Source organism: Streptosporangium oxazolinicum (genome assembly GCF_039537505.1).
GTDB classification, from domain to species: domain Bacteria; phylum Actinomycetota; class Actinomycetes; order Streptosporangiales; family Streptosporangiaceae; genus Streptosporangium; species Streptosporangium oxazolinicum.
In genome coordinates this window covers 80,731-97,433 of record NZ_BAABAQ010000003.1, presented here as the reverse complement: position 1 = coordinate 97,433, position 16,703 = coordinate 80,731, and the positions used below count along the sequence as shown (strand labels likewise).

Sequence of the window (16,703 nt, the reverse complement as noted above, 5' to 3'; positions counted from 1 at the left end):
GCACGGCGGGCCTCGGCTGGTCGTGTCGTCGCGTGAGCGGGTCTTCCCGCACAGCTGCTTCGTCGGCTGGGGCGAGGAGGTCGAGCAGGTCAAGGGCATCGATGCTTTGTTCAAGGGACGCACCGTCTACGCCATGGGCGAGCACGCCGGGGGACTGGTGTGGTGGATCGTCGTCATGGACGCAGGCTCGACCGTTAAGACGGGCTCGGCCAAGATCCTGTCCCCGGTTCAGTCTGAGCCACGCCGGGATTGATGTGCCTCGACTCCACCGAGCCCAGGGCACATCACCTCGGGGTCCTTCGCCGTTCCGGCCCTGGAATCGCTCCTCGGGACTCCGGAATCCTCGGGCTCACTTGGGGAAACGAGGCCTCGGGCATTCCGTGTACGCTCCGCGAGCGGCGGCTGTCGGGAGGCGTCCGAGGCTGACGGTCTCCCTCCGGTCTCCCCGGTCCGTCCGGTTGCCCCACCGGATCCCCCGCAGGGTAAGGTCGTGCAGGTCAAGCCTTGATCATTTGTGCACCCTGCAGGATTCGAACCTGCGACCGTCGGATTAGAAGTCCGATGCTCTATCCAGCTGAGCTAAGGGTGCTCCCGCTCAATTGTGCATGATCCGGGGAGTGCCTACGTATCGGTTTTGGGTTGGTGTCGTGAGGATCACTCTGTGGATCACCCATCCTCCGGAGAGAGTGAACGCTCACCCGCTCCGGCCCGGGTGGGTGGTGGGCCTTCGGGGTGGCGGATCCGCGATGGTGGAGGATTCTTCCGGCCGGTTGACCTGGTCGTTCTTCCGCCGGGTGTGGCGAGGGCGGAGCCGGGCGCTCGGAGGGAGCGGGGCGGGCGCTCGGAGGGGGCTCGGAGGGCTTCCGGGTGGACCTTTCGGTGGGAGTGGTCTGCCCGAATCGTTCTCCTGGGGGAGCGAGGCGGTCTAGGCTCGTATGCCATGTTCGTCGCCACGGTCCAAGAGGAGATTCCCCTTCTGGGCGGTGATGTCACCGACGGGGTGGTGCGGGTCGGGGACACCGTCCGGCGGCCCAGCAGGGCCTCCACCGGTTCGGTGCACGCGCTCCTGCGTCACCTGGAGCGCTCCGGGTTCGAGGGTGCCCCCCGGGCGCTGGGGGTGGACGAGCGGGGCAGGGAGATCCTGAGCTATGTCGAGGGGGAGTCCGCGGCTCGGCCGCTGCCCTCGTACGCGCTCACCGGGGAGTCCCTGGCCGCGCTGGCGCGGCTGCTGCGCGGGTTGCACGACGCGGCGGAGGGTTTCGTCCCGCCGAGGGGGGCCGTCTGGGAGGCCGGGTCCAACGACGAGGCGGCACCGCGGCTGATCGGGCACTGCGACGTCAACCTCGACAACGTGATCTTCCGTGACGGGCTCCCCGCCGCGCTGATCGACTTCGACATGGCCCGGCCGACGACCCGGCTGTTCGACGTGGTGACCACGCTGCGCCACTGGGCGCCGATCGCCGATCCCATCGATCTGGAGCCGCGCCAGCGCCGTCTCGACGTCGGCCCCCGGCTCCGCCTGTTCTGCGACGCGTACGGTCTGGCGCCCCGTGACCGCCGACGCCTGCTGGATCTCGCCCGGCTCCGCTTCGGCCGCTCGTACCACGCGATGCGGGTCAAGGCCGAGGCGCAGGGAGAGAACGGCGGGTGGGCCCGGATGTGGGCCGGTGGGGCGGGGGAGCGCATCCGGCGGGCCCGCGTGTGGCTGGAGACCCACCAGGATGAGCTTCATGAGCATCTCGTCTAGGCGGCCGGCGGCCACGGTGAGGAGCACGGTGAGGGGAAGGCGGCCCGGGGTGGCCGAGGGGGTGGGGATGCTCGCCGGGGTCGCGATCGACGCCGTGCTCGCCGATCCCCGGCGCGGGCACCCGGTCGCGCTGTTCGGCACCGCCGCCGCCGGGGTGGAGAAGCGGGTGTACGGCGACGACCGGGCTCGGGGCGTCCTCCACGTGGCCCTGTGCGTCGTCCCGGTGGCGCTGCTCGGCCACGTCGCGACCCGGTCGGGCAACCCGGTGGTACGGGCCGCGCTGAGCGCGGCGGCGACGTGGGCTGTCGTCGGCGGTACGACACTGGGCCGCGAGGGCGCGGCGATGGCCGGATTCCTGGAGAACGGCGACCTCACGGGGGCGCGGGGGCGGCTGCCACACCTGTGCGGGCGCGACCCGTCCGGGCTCGGGGAGTCCGGGCTCGCCAGGGCCACCGTCGAGTCGATCGCGGAGAACACCTCGGACGCGGTGGTCGCGCCGCTGTTCTGGGGGGCGGTGGCCGGGGTGCCCGGCCTGCTCGCGTACCGGGCCGTCAACACCCTGGACGCGATGGTGGGCCACCGGAACGCGCGCTACGAGCGCTTCGGGTGGGCCGCGGCCCGCCTCGACGACGTCGCCAACTTCGTGCCCGCCCGGATCACCGGACTGCTCGCCGTGCTCGGCGCCCCCCTGGTCGGGGGTTCGGCGCGGCGCGCGGCGGCGGTGCTGCGCAGGGACGGCCACCGCCACCCCAGCCCCAACGCGGGCCGCTGCGAGGCCGCCTTCGCGGGTGCGCTGGACCTCACCCTGGGCGGGGTCAACGTGTACGGCACCCGGGTGGAGCACCGGCCGGAGATGGGCGACGGCCCCGGGCCCTCGGTCGCGGACATCCGCCGTGCCGTACGGCTGGCGCGGGCGGTGGGTCTAGGGGCCGCGGCCCTGGCGGTTCTGGCCGTGCTGCGGCGCCGGTAAGCGTGTGCCGCTCTCCACATCCGCTCCTCGGTGCTCTCAGGCGTACGCAGTCTCTAACCACGGCGGTACGACCGGTGATCGTCTGGCTGCACGCAAGAGGTTGGAACCTGTCCTCGGAACCGGGGCCGTGCGCGTATGGGCGGTTCGTCCGGCACTCTGCGGCGACGACACGAACGCGCACATGGCAAACACTCGCGAGTGCGGAGATAGCGGACGGCGGGGGCGCGTCCGGCCCACCGAGGGGAGGCCGGGTGGGCGGTGTGGCCGCCGGAACGGCATGCTGTCGGCATGATGGTTGATTCCCCCGGAAAACTGGTTGTCGTTCTGATCCGTCCCGATGTCACGTTCACCGCTCCTTGGGCCGGAGCGAAGGCCGGAGCGAGGGCGTGAAGGGGGCGCTGCTGGTCGCGGGGACGACCTCCGACGCGGGCAAGAGCGTCGTCACCGCCGGGATCTGCCGCTGGCTGGCCAGGCAGGGGGTGAAGGTCGCGCCGTACAAGGCGCAGAACATGTCGCTCAACTCCTTCGTCACCGCCGACGGCGCCGAGATCGGCCGGGCACAGGCGATGCAGGCCGCCGCGTGCGGGCTGGAGCCCAGCGCGGACATGAACCCGATCCTGCTCAAGCCGGGCAGTGACCGGCGCAGCCAGGTCGTGGTGATGGGCAGGCCGATGGCCGAGGTCGACGCGATGGAGTACTGGGACGTCAAGGAGCGGCTCCGCCAGGTCGCGGTGGACGCGCTGGAGCGGCTGCGGGGCACGTACGACGTGGTGGTCTGCGAGGGGGCGGGCAGCCCGGCGGAGATCAACCTGCGCCGGGGCGACATCGCCAACATGGGCCTGGCCCGTGCCGCGAACCTGCCGGTCATCGTGGTCGGCGACATCGACAGGGGCGGGGTCTTCGCCGCGCTGTACGGGACGGTGGCGCTGCTGGAGCCCGCCGACCAGGCGCTGATCGCCGGATTCGTGATCAACAAGTTCCGGGGGGCGCCCGAGATCCTCGAACCGGGGCTGGACATGATCAGGGAGCTGACCGGCCGCGAGGTGTACGGGGTGCTGCCCTGGCTGGACGGCCTCTGGCTGGACGTCGAGGACTCCCTCGCCCTGGACAACCGGCCCGCGATCGGGGCGCGGGCTCCGTACGGCAGGCAGACCCTGCGGGTGGCGGTGGTACGGCTGCCGCGGATCTCCAACTTCACGGACGTGGACGCGCTCGCCTCGGAGCCGGGGGTGACTGTCCGTTTCGTGACCTCCCCCGGCGAGCTGGACGACGCCGACCTGGTGGTGCTGCCCGGCTCCCGGGCCACGGTCTCCGACCTGGCGTGGCTGCGTGCCACCGGCCTGGCCTCGGCCCTGCCTGGGCGGGCGGTGCTGGGCATCTGCGGCGGTTACCAGATGCTCGCCAGGACCATCCGCGACGACGTCGAGTCGGGGGCGGGCATGGTCGAGGGGCTGGGGCTGCTGCCCGCGTCGGTGGAGTTCGCCGCGGACAAGACGCTGGGCCGCCCGGTCGGCGCCGCGTACGGTCATCCGGTCTCCGCGTACGAGATCCACCACGGCGTGGTGACGGCCGACGGCGGCGAGCCCTTCCTGGACGGCTGCCGTGACGGCTCGGTGTGGGGTACCACCTGGCACGGCGCCCTGGAGAACGACGGTTTCCGCCGGGCCTTCCTCGCCGACGTGGCCGCCGTCTCCGGCCGTGACTTCACCCCGGCGCCGGACGTGTCGTTCGCCGCCCTGAGGGAGGAGAGGCTGGACGCGCTCGGCGACCTGATCGAGCGGAACGTCGACACCGGCGCCCTGCTCCGGCTGCTGGAGGGCGGGGTGCCCCGGGGGCTGCCGTCGCTGCCGCCCGGCGGGGGTTCGCGCGAGGCTCCGGACTTCTCCGCTGGTTGAACCGACAAACCGGCGAACCGGTGTTCCCTGTGAAGGTCGAGCCGGTTGAGCCGGTCGAGGGGATTTATGGGATCGAAGGCCGACGAATCACCTCATCCGCCGGAAAAGGGAAAGCTTCTCCGCCGGGTAAACTCGGTGTTCCCCCACCGGATCCGACGGGGGGTATGGGAGGCCGACGATGTCCCGCGTCCTGGTGTTGCTCTTCGTCATCGCCGTGATCGCGGTGGTGGTTCTCGGCGTGACCCTGCTGGTCCGCGCGTCCGCGGCACGGGCGGCCGAGGCCCGCGCGTCCGCCGACAATCCCCGCGAGATCCTCAAGCGCCGCTACGCGGCCGGTGAGATCGACGAGGACGAATACCTCCGCCGCATGTCGGGCCTCTCCCAGGACTGGTAGGCCCGGCGAGCCGCAACGCCCTCCGGGGAGTTGATGGGTTTTGTCGGCGTATCACTGGCTTTTCGGTGATCCTCGGTAATCCTTGGAGGGAAACTCCACAGCGTGCCGAGGAGCAGGATGCCCGGAATCGAAGCCATCGCCGCCGCCGCGGGCAAGGCCGTGGTGGAACGCGCCGTGCGGGAGGGGCTCGCCGCCCGGACGGCCAGGGCGGAACGGGGCGCCGATCTCACCACCCTCATCCAGAGCGGGTTTCCCGACCGGTTCCTGCGGCGCAGCCTCGAACGGCAGCTGGAGGCGATCGCCGACGGGGTGGAGAGACGGCTCGCGGTGCTCGTCGAGCGGGAGTACGGCGGGCTCACCGAGAACGACCGGGCGGCCGTCCTGCGCGAGGTGGTGGCGACCGTCCAGGCCGCCGACCTCTCCGACGGGGCGCTCCTGGCCGCGGACATGGACCCGATCAAGCTCGCCAAGGCCGTCCGGGCCGGTCTGCCCGACCCGGCCCGGCACCTGGGCGAGGCCGGGGCACGCCTCTTCGACATGCTGCTGGACGAGTGCCTCGACTGCCTGGTGCGGATCGTCCAGCAGCTCCCGCAGTACCTGCCCCGGGTGGGAAGCGAGCTTCTCGGCCGGGCCGCGTCCGCCGACGACCGCCTCGCCACCCTCGGCCAGCAGGTCTCCTCGGTGCTCGCCCGCCTCCCGGCCCGCTCCCTCGACGCGCCCTCGGGCACCCGGGACGACGACGAGTTCCTGCGCCGCTATCTCGGGCACATCAGCACGACCCTCGACGAGGTCGAGCTGTTCGGCGTCCGGGTGGAGACCTACCGCCCCCGGGCCACGCTGAGCGTCGCCTACATCAGCCTCAACGCGTGTCCCGACGAACTCGACCGGGCCGGGGGTCTTCCGCGCGCCCGTTTCGCCGAACTGACCGATGCGGAGGTCCGCCACGAGCCCGTCACGTCACGGGTGGAGAGCGCGCTCGGCCGGTTCCGGCGCGTGCTGCTCAGGGGAGGCGCGGGTTCCGGCAAGAGCACGCTGCTGCGCTGGCTCGCGGTGACGGCGGCCCGTGGCGGCCTCACCGGGGAGCTGGCGGGGTGGAACGGCTCCGTCCCGTTCGTGATCAAGCTTCGCAGCCACGGCGAGGGGAACCTTCCCGCCCCCGAGGACTTCCTCGCCGACGTCGCGCGGCCGGTCGCCGGGCTGATGCCCGAGGGCTGGGCGCACCGGGTCCTCGGTTCGGGACGGGCACTGCTGATGGTGGACGGCGTGGACGAGCTGAGCCCCCGGCACCGCCCGGCCGTCAGACGATGGCTGGACGGTCTTCTCGCGGCCTACCCGGAGATCCGGGTCGTCGTGACCTCCCGTCCGGCGGCGGCCGACGCCCGGTGGCTGGAGGAGGAGGGGTTCTCGTCGGTGACGATGGAGCCGATGACCCCGGTCCACCTGCGGGAGCTCGTACGGCAGTGGCACACCGCCATGCGGGGTTCGGGGAACCTGCCGTTCGCGGCCGAGAAGCTCGACGAGTACGAGGGCGCGCTGCTGGCCAGGTTCGAGAGCAGCCCGTACCTCCAGACGCTCGCCTCGACGCCGCTGCTCGCGGCGATGTTGTGCGCCCTGAACCTGGACCGGGGCAAGCAGCTGCCGCGCAACCGGATGGGCCTGTACGCGGCGGCGCTCGAACTCCTGCTCCAGCGCCGGGACGCCGAGCGGGGGATCGTCTCCGAGGTCGTCCTGGAGCCGGAGCAGAAGGTGCGGGTCCTGCAGGACCTGGCCTGGCAGCTCGGGGTGTGGGGCCGGTCCGAGCTGTCGAAGGCGACGGCGCTGAAGCGGGTCGAGGAGAAGATCCAGACCATGCCCCGGGTGGAGTGCACCGCCGAGGCCCTGCTGGACCATCTCCTCCAGCGCAGCGGTGTCATCAGGGAACCCGTCACCGGGCGGATCGACTTCGTGCACCGCACGGTGCAGGAGTATCTCGCCGCCAAGCAGGCGGCCGACGGCGCCGACGTGGAGCCGCTGATCGAGCGGGCCCACCTCGACCAGTGGCGCGAGACGGTGGTGATGGCCGCCGGGCACGCCAACGCGCCGCTGCGCGAGGAACTGCTGAGGGGGCTGCTCGCCCGCGTCGCCGAGGGAGGCAGACACGCCCGGCGGCTGCGGCTGCTCGTGGTCGGCTGCCTGGAGACGATCCCGGAACTGCCGAGGGGTCTCGCCGGGGACATCGAGGGGTGCTTCGCGGCCGTGATCCCTCCCCGGAACGCGGGCGAGGCCGCGGTTCTCGCCTCGGCGGGGGAGGAGGTGCTCCGGCGCCTCCCCGACGACATCACCGGGCTCTCCTCGTCGCGGGCGACGGCGACGGTACGGACGTGCTGGCTGATCAACGGTCCCGAGGCGCTGGAGCGACTCTCCCGATACGCCGGAGACTCCCGTTTCGAGGTGCAGCACGAACTGGTCACGGCGTGGGACTACTTCGACCCCGAGGAGTACGCCCGGCGAGTGATGGCCGACTCTCCCCTTATTCCCTGGGTGCACAACGGCTATGTGAGTGTGCAGAATCCCAGGGTCTTCCCCCACCTCCGGTACCTGCGCAATCTGGGGGACCTGCGGATCGCCTTCGACGGTGAGGATCTCGGATTTCTCCGGGACGTCCGGCCGTTGCGAGGCCTTAGCGTTTTCATGCTCGCCGGGCCGGGATCGCTTGACGTGCTGGATTGTCACACGGGCCTGAAAAGACTGTGGGTGAGATTCAAGGAGGAGCCGGTCGACTCCCCGTGGCCTGCCATGCCGCCCGCGCTGCGGAGAGCCTCCGCGTTCCGCAGCGATCCGGCGCCGGACATCGAGTTCGTCGACCGTTTCCACATGGTCGAGGAACTCAATCTCGACCGCCTCGACGAGGTCACCGACTTCACCCCACTGACCCTGCTGACCGGGCTGAGGACGCTGCGTCTTTTCAGCTGCCGCCGCCTTTCCGACCCCTCCGTCTTCGGGAGGCTTCCCGGCCTGGTGGAACTGCGACTCAACTGTTCGGCCCTCGAAGGGCTCGACGGGCTCGTGGGCAACTGCCCGAACGTCGAGCGGATCGGGCTTCGGCGCGCTCCCTGGCTGGATGACATCACCCCGCTCGCGTCACTCGCTCTTGAGGAGGTGACGCTCTCCACGTGCGTCAACCTCTCTGACCTCACACCGCTTGCCGGGCTGGGAGGACTCCGGAGGGTCAACATCGAGGACTGCGACGTTCGAGACCTCTCGCCTCTCGGGGCGTTGGAGAAACTGGAGCAGGTCAATCTGGCCAAGCTGCCCGGTGTGGTCGATGTCGCGCCCCTCGCGGGGAAACCGGGCCTGATCATCGAGCTCAACGACGGACAGGAACTCCGGAACACCGACCTGCTCGATCCGACCGCGAGGATCCAGCGCTTGTAGTCAGCCATGGGCGCGGGAGGCGGCCGGTTCTCGGCTCGGGTCGCGGGGCCAGGGTCGGCCGGTTTCCGGCTCGGGTCGCAGGGTTAGAGGCGGTTGCTTTCCGGCTCGGGCCGCAGGGGCAGGGTTGGCTGGTTTTCGGCTCGGGTCACAGGGTCAGGAGCAGTTGGTTTTCGACTCAGGTCGCGGGGGCGGGGGCCGGTTGGTTCTCGGCGATCCAGGTGTCGATCTCCTCCCACTGGTCGAAGAGCCAGCGGATTTGGTCCTCGCGGTCACGCGGCACGTCGGCGGCCTGGATCCGCCACCACTTGGCCTTGATCTTGGCGCTGAGCGGGAGGCGGCGCCAGATGTCCCCGAGGGTGACCAGGTCGTCGAGGCCGGTGTGCGCGACGAAGACCACGTCCGCCTCGGGGCAGGCCTCGATGGCGGCGATGGCCCCGTTGGGGCGGGGGGCCATCAGGTGCTCCAGCTTGCGGGCCCGCGCGGCCTCCTCGGCCAGGCCCTTCTGCTCCAGCCGCAGGATGGCCCGCCAGCGGCGCCTGGGGGTGAAGTTGCCGCCCTCCGGGAAGATCACCAGCGCGTCGTCGGCGTCCATGTCGGCGGACAGGCGGCGGATCTCGGTGAGGATGCCGCTCTCGGCGACCTTGCGGGGGACGAAGGCGTTGGGGAGGCGGTTGATCACCACGTCCAGCGAGGGGTCGAACTGCAGGGCTGCCTTCATCACGATCCTCGGGCGCCTGCCGTACCGGGCGAGAAGGTGGTGGACGAGCAGGAACGAGTCGCCGGGGCCCGCGTGGCGGGACAGGACGATGACGGGGCGGGTGAGGCGGCGGGAGATCTCGTCGGAGGTCGGCGGCGGCTCGTCGATCTCGACGCTGAGGCGGAAGATCCGCACCGCGGCCTCGTAGATCTTGGACAGGAGCCACTGGATCAGCTCGTAGTGCCGCTCCTGGTACTCGTCGCGGTTGATCCGGCCGCCCAGGCCGTTCGCCACCCACAGCCACAGGCAGGCGCACAGCGCCATCGACTCCAGCGTCAGCCACGCCACCGCGAACCAGACCAGCCGGGTGCCGCGCCGCTGCGGGGGCGGCAGGCGCAGCGAGGCCGCGGTCACCACCAGCAGCCAGATCGGGAGCGTGAGCACCGCGACGACGGTGAGCACGATGACGAGCGGGGCCAGGACCAGTCGGCGGACGATGCGAGGAGGCAGCACGAGTGGCTCCTGCCTGTGCGGATGTGTGGATGTGCGGATGCGCGGTGTGGTTCGCGGGTGGATGCCGGTGTGACTCAGGTGGGTACTGATGTGGACGTACTCCTGTGAAGTACCCCAATGTGTCTACTGGACCGGCTACTTCCAGGGGCGGCCTGATTGGTGTGGGTCAGGTGGATGAGTGCCGGGCCAGGTAGTCGGCCGAGGCCCGGTACGCGCGATCAATGTATTCAGATATATGCGATATATCCCGATAACGCAGCTGGGAGAGGTCCATTCCCGGACGGGCCTCGCCCCCGGACGGCATGACGTGGACCTCGATGTCGTCCGGCAGGGTGGCCATCTCCTCGGTGAAGCGGTGCCGCCGGGCGATCTCGAAGGCGGTCATGCCGACCTCCCACGGGCGCCGGGGCACCACCAGGGGACGCTCGATCCTGCCCACGTGCAGCACGTAGACCCGCCGCGCGCCGAGTGCGACGGCCCGGCCGACCGGGATGCTGTGCACCAGCCCGCCGTCGAGGTAGTGGCCGTCGCCGACGCGGACGGGCGGCAGCAGCCCGGGAACGGCGCAGGAGGCGAGGACCGCGTCGACCAGGGGCCCCTCGGTGAACCAGTGCGCGGCGGCACGCTCGACGGAGGCGGCCACGCACTGGAACGGCACGGGGAGATCCTCGATGCGGGAGACCTGGAGCGTCCGGGCCAGCAGGTCGCGCAGCGGCTCGGAGGGGTGCAGATGGGTGCCGCTCCTGGCGAGGGTCGACAGCCGGGCCACCCAGGACCCCGCGAACGCCGTACGGACGATGTCCGAACTCCACAGCGTGGTCAGGCGCGCGACCGCGTCACCGGGGGAGGCGGCGAGCACGACGCCGTTCAGCGCGCCCACGGACGTGCCGACGATCACGTCGGGCTTGATGCCCGCCTCGTCGAGCGCCCGCAGCATGCCCACCTCGTGGGCGCCGAGAAGGCCCCCGCCACCCAGTACGAAGGCAGTGTCCAGGCTCATGGGCTCACCATAGCCCCGCGCCGGAGCACCGGATTCCCGGCCCGGCCGGGTGGGTTCCGGATCCGCGCAACGAACGGACGGCCAGCTGTCCGGGTCCGGCCATGACCCCGGCGGCGGCGAGAGGGCACGATCTGACCCATGACAGCGGTGGTGGAGACCGAGGGGCTCACCAAGTTCTACGGCGGGCGCCGGGGACTTGAGGATCTCGACCTGGAGATCCGGCCCGGGGAGGTGTTCGGGTATCTCGGCCCGAACGGCGCGGGAAAGACGACGACGATCAGGCTGCTCCTGGACGTCATCCGCCCCACCAGGGGCCGGATGACGGTCCTCGGCAGGAATCCCCGCGAGGCGGGTGTGCGGAGCCGGATCGGGTACCTGCCCGGCGAGCTGGCCCTGGAGGGCAGGGAGCGGGCGGGGGAGTTCCTCGCCTTCCTCGGCGCGGTGCGCGGCGGCATGCCCAGGGGACGGATCGAGGGGCTGGCCGAACGGCTGGAGGCCGACCTGTCGGTACCCATGGGCAAACTTTCCAAGGGCAACAGGCAGAAGGTCGGGCTCATCCAGGCTTTCATGCACGAGCCGGAGTTCCTCATCCTCGACGAGCCGACCAGCGGCCTGGACCCGCTGGTGCAGCAGGAGTTCCTCGCGATGGTCCGCGAGGTCCGCGCCTCGGGCCGTACCGTGCTGATGTCCTCCCACGTGCTGGCCGAGGTCGAGGACGTCTCCGACCGGGTCGGTATCGTACGAGGCGGCAGGCTGGTCGCGGTGGAGGACGTCTCCGCGCTCAGGGAGAAGGCGGTGCGCCGGGTGGAGTTCCACTTCGACGCCCCGGTGCCCCGCGAGGCGTTCGAGGACCTGCCCGGCGTACGGGACCTGCGGGTGGAGGGGGCCGGGCTGCGCTGCACCCTCGACGGCCGCCCGGACGCGCTGATCAAGGCGGCGGCGAGGTTCACCGTGGTGCACATGGTCAGCGCCCAGCCCGACCTGGAGGAGATCTTCCTCACCTACTACAGCCAGCACGAGGAAGGAGAGACGCGCGATGCCCTCACTGGTGTCGAAGAGCCTGCGTGACGACCGGCGGGCACTGCTCGGCTGGGCCGTCGGGATCAGCGCGTTCTTCACGCTTTACCTGGCCTACTACCCGACCATCCAGAGCAACCCCGACCTCTACGGCGACGTGGCGCTGACCAAGTTCCCGGGGGCGATGCGCGACCTCATGGGCGGCCTGGAGGACGGCTTCACCAGCGGCTCCGGCTTCCTGCAAACGCTGGTCTACCAGCTGTTCGGGCCGCTGCTGTTCATCATGTGCGCCGCGGCGATCGGCAACCGGGCGATCGCCCGGCCCGAGGAGTCGGGCACGCTGGAGCTGGTCCTCACCCTCCCGATCGAGCGCAGGAGGCTGGTCCTGGAGCGCTTCGCCGCCCTGGCCGTCGCGCTGCTCGGCGTGGCGGCGGTCACCTTCCTCGTGGTGCTGGGCCTGGCGACGACCGTCGACATGAATGTCCCGGCCGGCAGGATCCTCGCCGGTCACGTCGGCGTCCTGCTGCTCGCCCTCTTCTTCGGCACGCTCTGCCTGACGGTCGGTGCCGCGACGGGGCGCAGGGGGGTCGCCCTGGCGGTGGTCGGGGTGGTCGCCGTGGCCGGGTACGTGGTCGAGACCATGGGCAAGAACGTGGACGGGGTGTCCTGGCTGCGCTGGATCTCGCCGTTCCACTACTACCTCGACGGACGGCCGATCCAGCTGGGGTTCCCGGTGTGGGACTATCTCGTGCTGGCCGGGGCGACCGTCGCGCTGCTCCTGATCGCGATACCGGCCTTCGACAGGCGTGACGTGGGAGTCTGATGGACGAGCTGCTCGGCGGCCATCTCCGGATGTTACGGGAGGCGGCCGCCACCGGCAGGCTGCCCGGCCGGGCCGAGCTCGACGACTGCCGCGCCGCCGGTGCGCTGGCCGCCGAACGAGGCGCGTCCGTGCGGACCCTGGTGGAGGCCGCCCTGGCCATGGCCGAGTCGGTGAGCCCCACCCCGCTCCCGGCCCTGCGCCGTACGGTCTCGGCCCTGATGGAGGGGTACGAGGACGCCCAGCGGTCGGCGCTGCGCCAGGAGGAGACGGCGCGCAGGGAGTTCGTCGACGACCTGCTCCAGGGCCGCGCCGACAGGCTCGCCGAGCGGGCCGAGCACTTCGGGCTCCGCCTGGCCGAGACGTACGTGGTCGCCGTCGCCCGCCCCGCCGGAGCCACCCGCCCCGCCGGTACTCCCGGAGCTCCCGGAACCGTCGCGGTCGTGGCTCCGGGGGACGGCGGGCTCGCGGGGGAGGCCGAGGGGACGGCCCGGCGGATCGAGGACGCGCTGGTCGCCAGGTTCGGCTCGCACAACGTGCTGGTCGCGGTCCGCGACGGGATGCTCGTGTGCGTCGCACCGGGCGGCCTCACCGTCGCGAACGGCGAGTTCACCCACCACGTGCGCCAGGCGTTCGCGCCCGGCTGGCGGGTCGGGCTCGGCCGGGCGCACCGGGGCCCCGGCGGGGTGGTCACCTCCTACCGGGAAGGCGCCAACGCCATCGAGCTCGGCGACCGGCTGGGACTGCGCGCCCCCGTCCTCAAAGCCGCCGACCTGCTGGTCTTCCCGGTGCTGCTGCGGGACCGCGCGGCCATCGAGGACCTGGTGACGAGCGTGCTCAGCCCGCTGCTGGAGGCGCGGGGCGGCCCCGAGCCGCTGCTCGCCACGCTGGAGGCCGTCTTCGCCTCCCAGGGCAACCAGACCGCCGCCGCGCGCAGGCTCGGTGTCAGCACCCGGGCGGTGACCTACCGGCTGGAGCGGATCCGCCGCCTCACCGGGTTCTCGCCGGACGACTCCACCCAGCGTTTCACCCTGGAGACGGCGGTCCTGGGCGCCCGCCTCCTGGACTGGCCCGCCCACCCACTGCGTTAACCGGGCCGCCCGCCCGTCGCGCTGAATGGACTGGCCCGCCCACCCGCTGCGCTGACCGGGCCGCTCGCCCGTCGCGCTGAATGGATTGGCCCGCCCACCCGCTGCGCTGACCGGGTCTCCCGCCCGACGCGCCGACCAGATACCGGCCGGACACCGACCGGGCCGATCACCTGCCACGCCGACCGGCCCGGCCCCGCCCGTCCGACGCGCCGTTACGGGATGAGGAGCACCTTGCCGGTCGTACGGCGGGCTTCGAGGTCCTCGTGGGCGCGGGCGGCCTCGGCGAGCGGGTAGCGCTCGGAGATGTGCACCCGCAGCTGCCCGGAGGCCACCCAGCCGTAGAGGTCGGAGGCGCGCCAGGCGAGCTCGTCGCGGGTGGCGATGTAGGAGCCGAGGGTCGGACGGGTCAGGAAGAGGGAGCCGTTCCTGGCGAGGATCTGCGGGTCGATCGGCGGGACCGGGCCGCTGGCCTGGCCGTACAGCGCCATCATGCCGCGCGGTCGCAGCGAGGCGATGCTCTCGTCGAAGGTGGCCGCGCCCACCCCGTCGTAGACGACGTGTACGCCGGAGCCGGTCAGTTCGCGGACCGCGTCGGCGAAGCCCTGGTAGCGGAACACCTCGTCGGCGCCCGCCTGGCGGGCCAGGATCTCCTTCTCCTCGGTGGAGACCGTGCCGATCACCCGGGCGCCGCGCAGCTTGGCGATCTGGGTGAGCAGCAGGCCCATCCCCCCGGCGGCGGCGTGCACCAGGACGTCGTCGCCCTCCTTCACCTCGTACGTGGAGTGCGTCAGGTAGTGGGCGGTCAGTCCCTGGAGCGTGACGGCCGCCGCGACCTCGGCCGTCACCCCCTCGGGTACGGCGAGCAGCTTGGAGGCGGGCACCGCGGTCCTGGAGGCGTAGCTGCCCGGCACGCTCGACCACGCCACGGTGTCGCCGACGGCGACGTCGCGGACGTCCTCGCCGACCGCGGCGACGGTGCCCGCGCCCTCCTCGCCGGGGACGAAGGGCAGGGAGAGCGGGTAGCGGCCCATCCGGTGGTAGACGTCGATGAAGTTCACCCCGGAGGCGGCGACGTCGACCAGGACGTCGCCGGGATTCACCTCGGGGTCCGGGTGGTCGTCGGTGTAGGTGAGGGCCTCGGGCCCGCCGGTGGCGGAGACGACTATGGCGCGCATCGTGCTGAACTCCTTTGGTCGGTCAGGTGCCCCGATCGTCCCCGGCGGCGTGCGGATCACTCGCCGTCAGGGCTGTCTGGTGGAGGCGGGGCCGTGCAGGGTGAAGTTGTCGAACGCGGTCCGCAGGACGGCGTTGCCGTTCTCGCCCACCCGGGCGATCACGCCGACCAGCCCGTTGGGCAGCGGGTTGGTGTCGAGGAACGTCTGGGTCTGCTCGTCGTTGACCCACATGGTGAGCCGCACGCCCCCCTCGACGCCGGCGCACTCCGCCGCGAGCCGGATGGCCTCGCCCCTGGGCAGGTCGACCTTGACGGGCTCGGTGAGCTCGCCCCCGGCGCTCTTGACGGTCTTGCGGATGCGGGCGTTGCCCGAGGTGTCGAGCAGGAACTCGTACCGCGTCGCCCTGTTGTCGTCCTCGCCCCGGCAGAACAGCCCGTACTCGCCCATGCCGGTGGTGCCGGAACGGATCGTGATGTCGGAGCCGAGCAGGATCCTGGTCGGTGTGATCGGAATGGGGCTGGCCGTGGGGTCGGGGGTGGCCGGGGGGGTGGGCACGAACGGGATCGGGGCCTGCTCCCGCCGGACATGGGAGTAACCGCTGACGTCGACGGCGTAGTAGCCCTCGGGGGAGTAGCCGTACGTGCCGGTCATCGGGCTGTAGGTGCCGCCGCTCCAGCCGGTGCCGCTCTGGGTGAAGTCGTCCTGGTAGAGCAGGGTGAGGTCCTCCGGCGGGCCGCCGGGAGCGAGCGCGAGACGCAGCCCGATTCCCCCGGCCACCACCAGCAGGGCCGCCACGGCCACCCCGGCGGCCAGTCTCCGCCGCTCGGCCGCCCGGCCGAGCCAGGAGGGCCTGGTGTCGCCCCCCGGCGGACCGGGCAGGGTGTGGCCGGGACCGTCGTGCGCGAGGCCGGGCACGGCGTGGCCGGAACCCGGCCACGAGGCGCCGGAGACCGGGTGACCGCCCCCCGGGGACGGCGCGGTGTGGGGCGTGTGGCCCCGGCCGGGCTCCGCGCCCTGTCCCGGGTGGCTCCAGCCAGGATCGGAGGGCGTACCGGGGCCGGTCCCGGTCCCGGTCCAGGGGGCGCCCGGCGTTTCCGGGGGGCCCTGCCAGGAGACCTGGACGGAGTGGGCGGCCTGCTCCGGCGCGGCGGAGCGGCCCACCAGGTGGTCGAGGAGCTGCTGTGAGGTGGGCCGGTGCCGAGGGTCCTTGGCCAGGGCGTAGGTGACCAGCTCGCGCAGCGCGGGCTCCATGCCCTCCAGGGAGGGCTCGGTGTTGAGCACCTGGTACAGCACCGCGGGCAGCGCCTCGCCGCCGAACGGCGCCCGCCCGCTGGAGGCGAAGGCCATCAGGCAGCCCCACGAGAACACGTCGCAGGCGACCGAGACCGGCTCGCCGCGCAGCACCTCGGGCGCCATGTAGCGGGGGGTGCCGAGGATCTCGCCGGTCCCGGTCATCCCGCCGAGGGTGTCCAGCGCGCGGGCGATACCGAAGTCGATCACGCGGGGGCCGACGGGGGAGAGCAGCACGTTGGACGGCTTGAGGTCGCGGTGCACCACCCCGGCGCCGTGGATGGCGGTGAGCGCGGTCGCCACCCCGACGGCGAGCGCGTCGAGGCTGGAGCCGCGGAGCGGCCCGCCGGAGTCGACGGCCTCCTCGAGGTTGGGGCCGGTGACGTACTCGGTGACGACGTAGAGCTGGTCGTCGTCGAGCACCGCCTCGATGACCGCGGCCGTGCAGAACCTGCGGACCCGCTGCGCCGCCTCGGCCTCCCTGCGGAAACGCATCCGGAACCGTTCGTGCTGGCTGTACTCCGGATTGATGACCTTGATGGCGACCTGCTGCCCGTCAGGGGACTCGCCAAGATAGACCGTGCCCATCCCGCCCCGGCCCAGCTGGCTGAGCACGCGGTACCGGCCTATCTGCTGGGGTTCGTCGGGACTGAGGGTGCTCACCTTTGTACCTAACCGCA

Annotated in this window: 13 protein-coding genes and 1 tRNA gene; 9 read left to right on the top strand and 5 right to left on the bottom strand. The window is 71.9% G+C overall.

Features of this window, described 5'->3' with window-relative positions; all coding sequences use genetic code 11:
- The first annotated feature begins 22 nt into the window (after positions 1-22).
- Positions 23-253 (top strand): hypothetical protein, encoded by a 231-nt coding sequence (locus tag ABD817_RS10115; RefSeq protein ID WP_344917500.1) that lies wholly within the window; start codon positions 23-25, stop codon positions 251-253.
- Positions 254-515: 262 nt separating this feature from the next.
- On the opposite strand, the gene ABD817_RS10110 is transcribed toward ABD817_RS10115, so the two are convergent.
- A tRNA-Arg gene (locus ABD817_RS10110) sits at positions 516-589 on the bottom strand.
- A gap of 351 nt (positions 590-940) precedes the next feature.
- On the opposite strand from ABD817_RS10110, the gene ABD817_RS10105 reads away from it, so the two are divergent.
- The 5 genes from ABD817_RS10105 to ABD817_RS10085 all read left to right on the top strand — a co-directional run bounded on the left by ABD817_RS10105 (position 941) and on the right by ABD817_RS10085 (position 8,420).
- Positions 941-1,747 carry a phosphotransferase enzyme family protein gene (locus ABD817_RS10105; RefSeq protein ID WP_344917498.1) on the top strand — a complete coding sequence of 269 codons (807 nt, stop codon included), beginning with the start codon at positions 941-943 and terminating at the stop codon, positions 1,745-1,747.
- A 67-nt stretch (positions 1,748-1,814) separates the two neighbouring features.
- Positions 1,815-2,717 (top strand): cobalamin biosynthesis protein, encoded by a 903-nt coding sequence (locus tag ABD817_RS10100; protein ID WP_344918098.1) that lies wholly within the window; start codon positions 1,815-1,817, stop codon positions 2,715-2,717.
- 386 nt (positions 2,718-3,103) lie between these two features.
- Entirely contained in the window at positions 3,104-4,612 is a 1,509-nt protein-coding gene (locus ABD817_RS10095; protein ID WP_344917496.1) for a cobyric acid synthase, read from the top strand.
- A gap of 178 nt (positions 4,613-4,790) precedes the next feature.
- Positions 4,791-5,006, top strand: a complete 216-nt coding sequence (locus tag ABD817_RS10090) for an SHOCT domain-containing protein (RefSeq protein ID WP_344917494.1) — start codon at positions 4,791-4,793, stop codon at positions 5,004-5,006.
- Between the two features lie 117 nt (positions 5,007-5,123).
- Positions 5,124-8,420: an NACHT domain-containing protein gene (locus tag ABD817_RS10085; protein ID WP_344917492.1), complete on the top strand. Its 3,297-nt coding sequence runs from the start codon at positions 5,124-5,126 to the stop codon at positions 8,418-8,420.
- Between the two features lie 175 nt (positions 8,421-8,595).
- On the opposite strand, the gene ABD817_RS10080 is transcribed toward ABD817_RS10085, so the two are convergent.
- Both ABD817_RS10080 and ABD817_RS10075 read right to left on the bottom strand, forming a co-directional pair.
- Entirely contained in the window at positions 8,596-9,630 is a 1,035-nt protein-coding gene (locus tag ABD817_RS10080; RefSeq protein WP_344917490.1) for a 1-acyl-sn-glycerol-3-phosphate acyltransferase, read from the bottom strand.
- A gap of 166 nt (positions 9,631-9,796) precedes the next feature.
- Entirely contained in the window at positions 9,797-10,630 is an 834-nt protein-coding gene (locus tag ABD817_RS10075; RefSeq protein WP_344917488.1) for a patatin-like phospholipase family protein, read from the bottom strand.
- A 138-nt stretch (positions 10,631-10,768) separates the two neighbouring features.
- Between ABD817_RS10075 and ABD817_RS10070 the strand changes: the two genes are divergently transcribed.
- The 3 genes from ABD817_RS10070 to ABD817_RS10060 are packed head-to-tail and all read left to right on the top strand — an operon-like array spanning position 10,769 to position 13,558.
- On the top strand, positions 10,769-11,698 hold the full coding sequence (locus tag ABD817_RS10070) for an ABC transporter ATP-binding protein (RefSeq protein ID WP_344917487.1): 930 nt from the start codon (positions 10,769-10,771) through the stop codon (positions 11,696-11,698).
- Positions 11,667-12,470 (top strand): ABC transporter permease, encoded by an 804-nt coding sequence (locus tag ABD817_RS10065; protein ID WP_344917485.1) that lies wholly within the window; start codon positions 11,667-11,669, stop codon positions 12,468-12,470. The genes ABD817_RS10070 and ABD817_RS10065 overlap by 32 nt, the downstream gene beginning before the upstream one ends.
- Positions 12,470-13,558, top strand: coding sequence for a PucR family transcriptional regulator (locus ABD817_RS10060; protein WP_344917483.1), 1,089 nt, complete (start codon positions 12,470-12,472; stop codon positions 13,556-13,558). Before ABD817_RS10065 ends, ABD817_RS10060 begins: the two co-directional genes overlap by 1 nt.
- Before the next feature lie 212 nt (positions 13,559-13,770).
- Here ABD817_RS10060 and ABD817_RS10055 read toward each other — a convergent pair whose 3' ends face one another.
- Together ABD817_RS10055 and ABD817_RS10050 are read right to left on the bottom strand one after the other, a co-directional pair.
- Positions 13,771-14,733 carry a quinone oxidoreductase family protein gene (locus ABD817_RS10055; RefSeq protein ID WP_344917481.1) on the bottom strand — a complete coding sequence of 321 codons (963 nt, stop codon included), beginning with the start codon at positions 14,731-14,733 and terminating at the stop codon, positions 13,771-13,773.
- Positions 14,734-14,799: 66 nt separating this feature from the next.
- The gene (locus ABD817_RS10050) at positions 14,800-16,686 is read right to left on the bottom strand and encodes a serine/threonine protein kinase (RefSeq protein WP_344917478.1); all 1,887 of its coding nucleotides are present in this window, start codon (positions 16,684-16,686) and stop codon (positions 14,800-14,802) included.
- Between the last annotated feature and the right edge of the window lie 17 nt (positions 16,687-16,703).

Bases quoted from the DNA above. Each gene is read 5' to 3' on its own strand.
- ABD817_RS10055 (WP_344917481.1), bottom strand. From the start codon at position 14,733: ATGCGCGCCATAGTCGTCTCCGCCACCGGCGGGCCCGAGGCCCTCACC.
- ABD817_RS10075 (WP_344917488.1), bottom strand. From the start codon at position 10,630: ATGAGCCTGGACACTGCCTTCGTACTGGGTGGCGGGGGCCTTCTCGGC.
- ABD817_RS10085 (WP_344917492.1), top strand. From the start codon at position 5,124: ATGCCCGGAATCGAAGCCATCGCCGCCGCCGCGGGCAAGGCCGTGGTG.
- ABD817_RS10070 (WP_344917487.1), top strand. From the start codon at position 10,769: ATGACAGCGGTGGTGGAGACCGAGGGGCTCACCAAGTTCTACGGCGGG.
- ABD817_RS10065 (WP_344917485.1), top strand. From the start codon at position 11,667: ATGCCCTCACTGGTGTCGAAGAGCCTGCGTGACGACCGGCGGGCACTG.
- ABD817_RS10100 (WP_344918098.1), top strand. From the start codon at position 1,815: ATGCTCGCCGGGGTCGCGATCGACGCCGTGCTCGCCGATCCCCGGCGC.
- ABD817_RS10060 (WP_344917483.1), top strand. From the start codon at position 12,470: ATGGACGAGCTGCTCGGCGGCCATCTCCGGATGTTACGGGAGGCGGCC.
- ABD817_RS10090 (WP_344917494.1), top strand. From the start codon at position 4,791: ATGTCCCGCGTCCTGGTGTTGCTCTTCGTCATCGCCGTGATCGCGGTG.
- ABD817_RS10105 (WP_344917498.1), top strand. From the start codon at position 941: ATGTTCGTCGCCACGGTCCAAGAGGAGATTCCCCTTCTGGGCGGTGAT.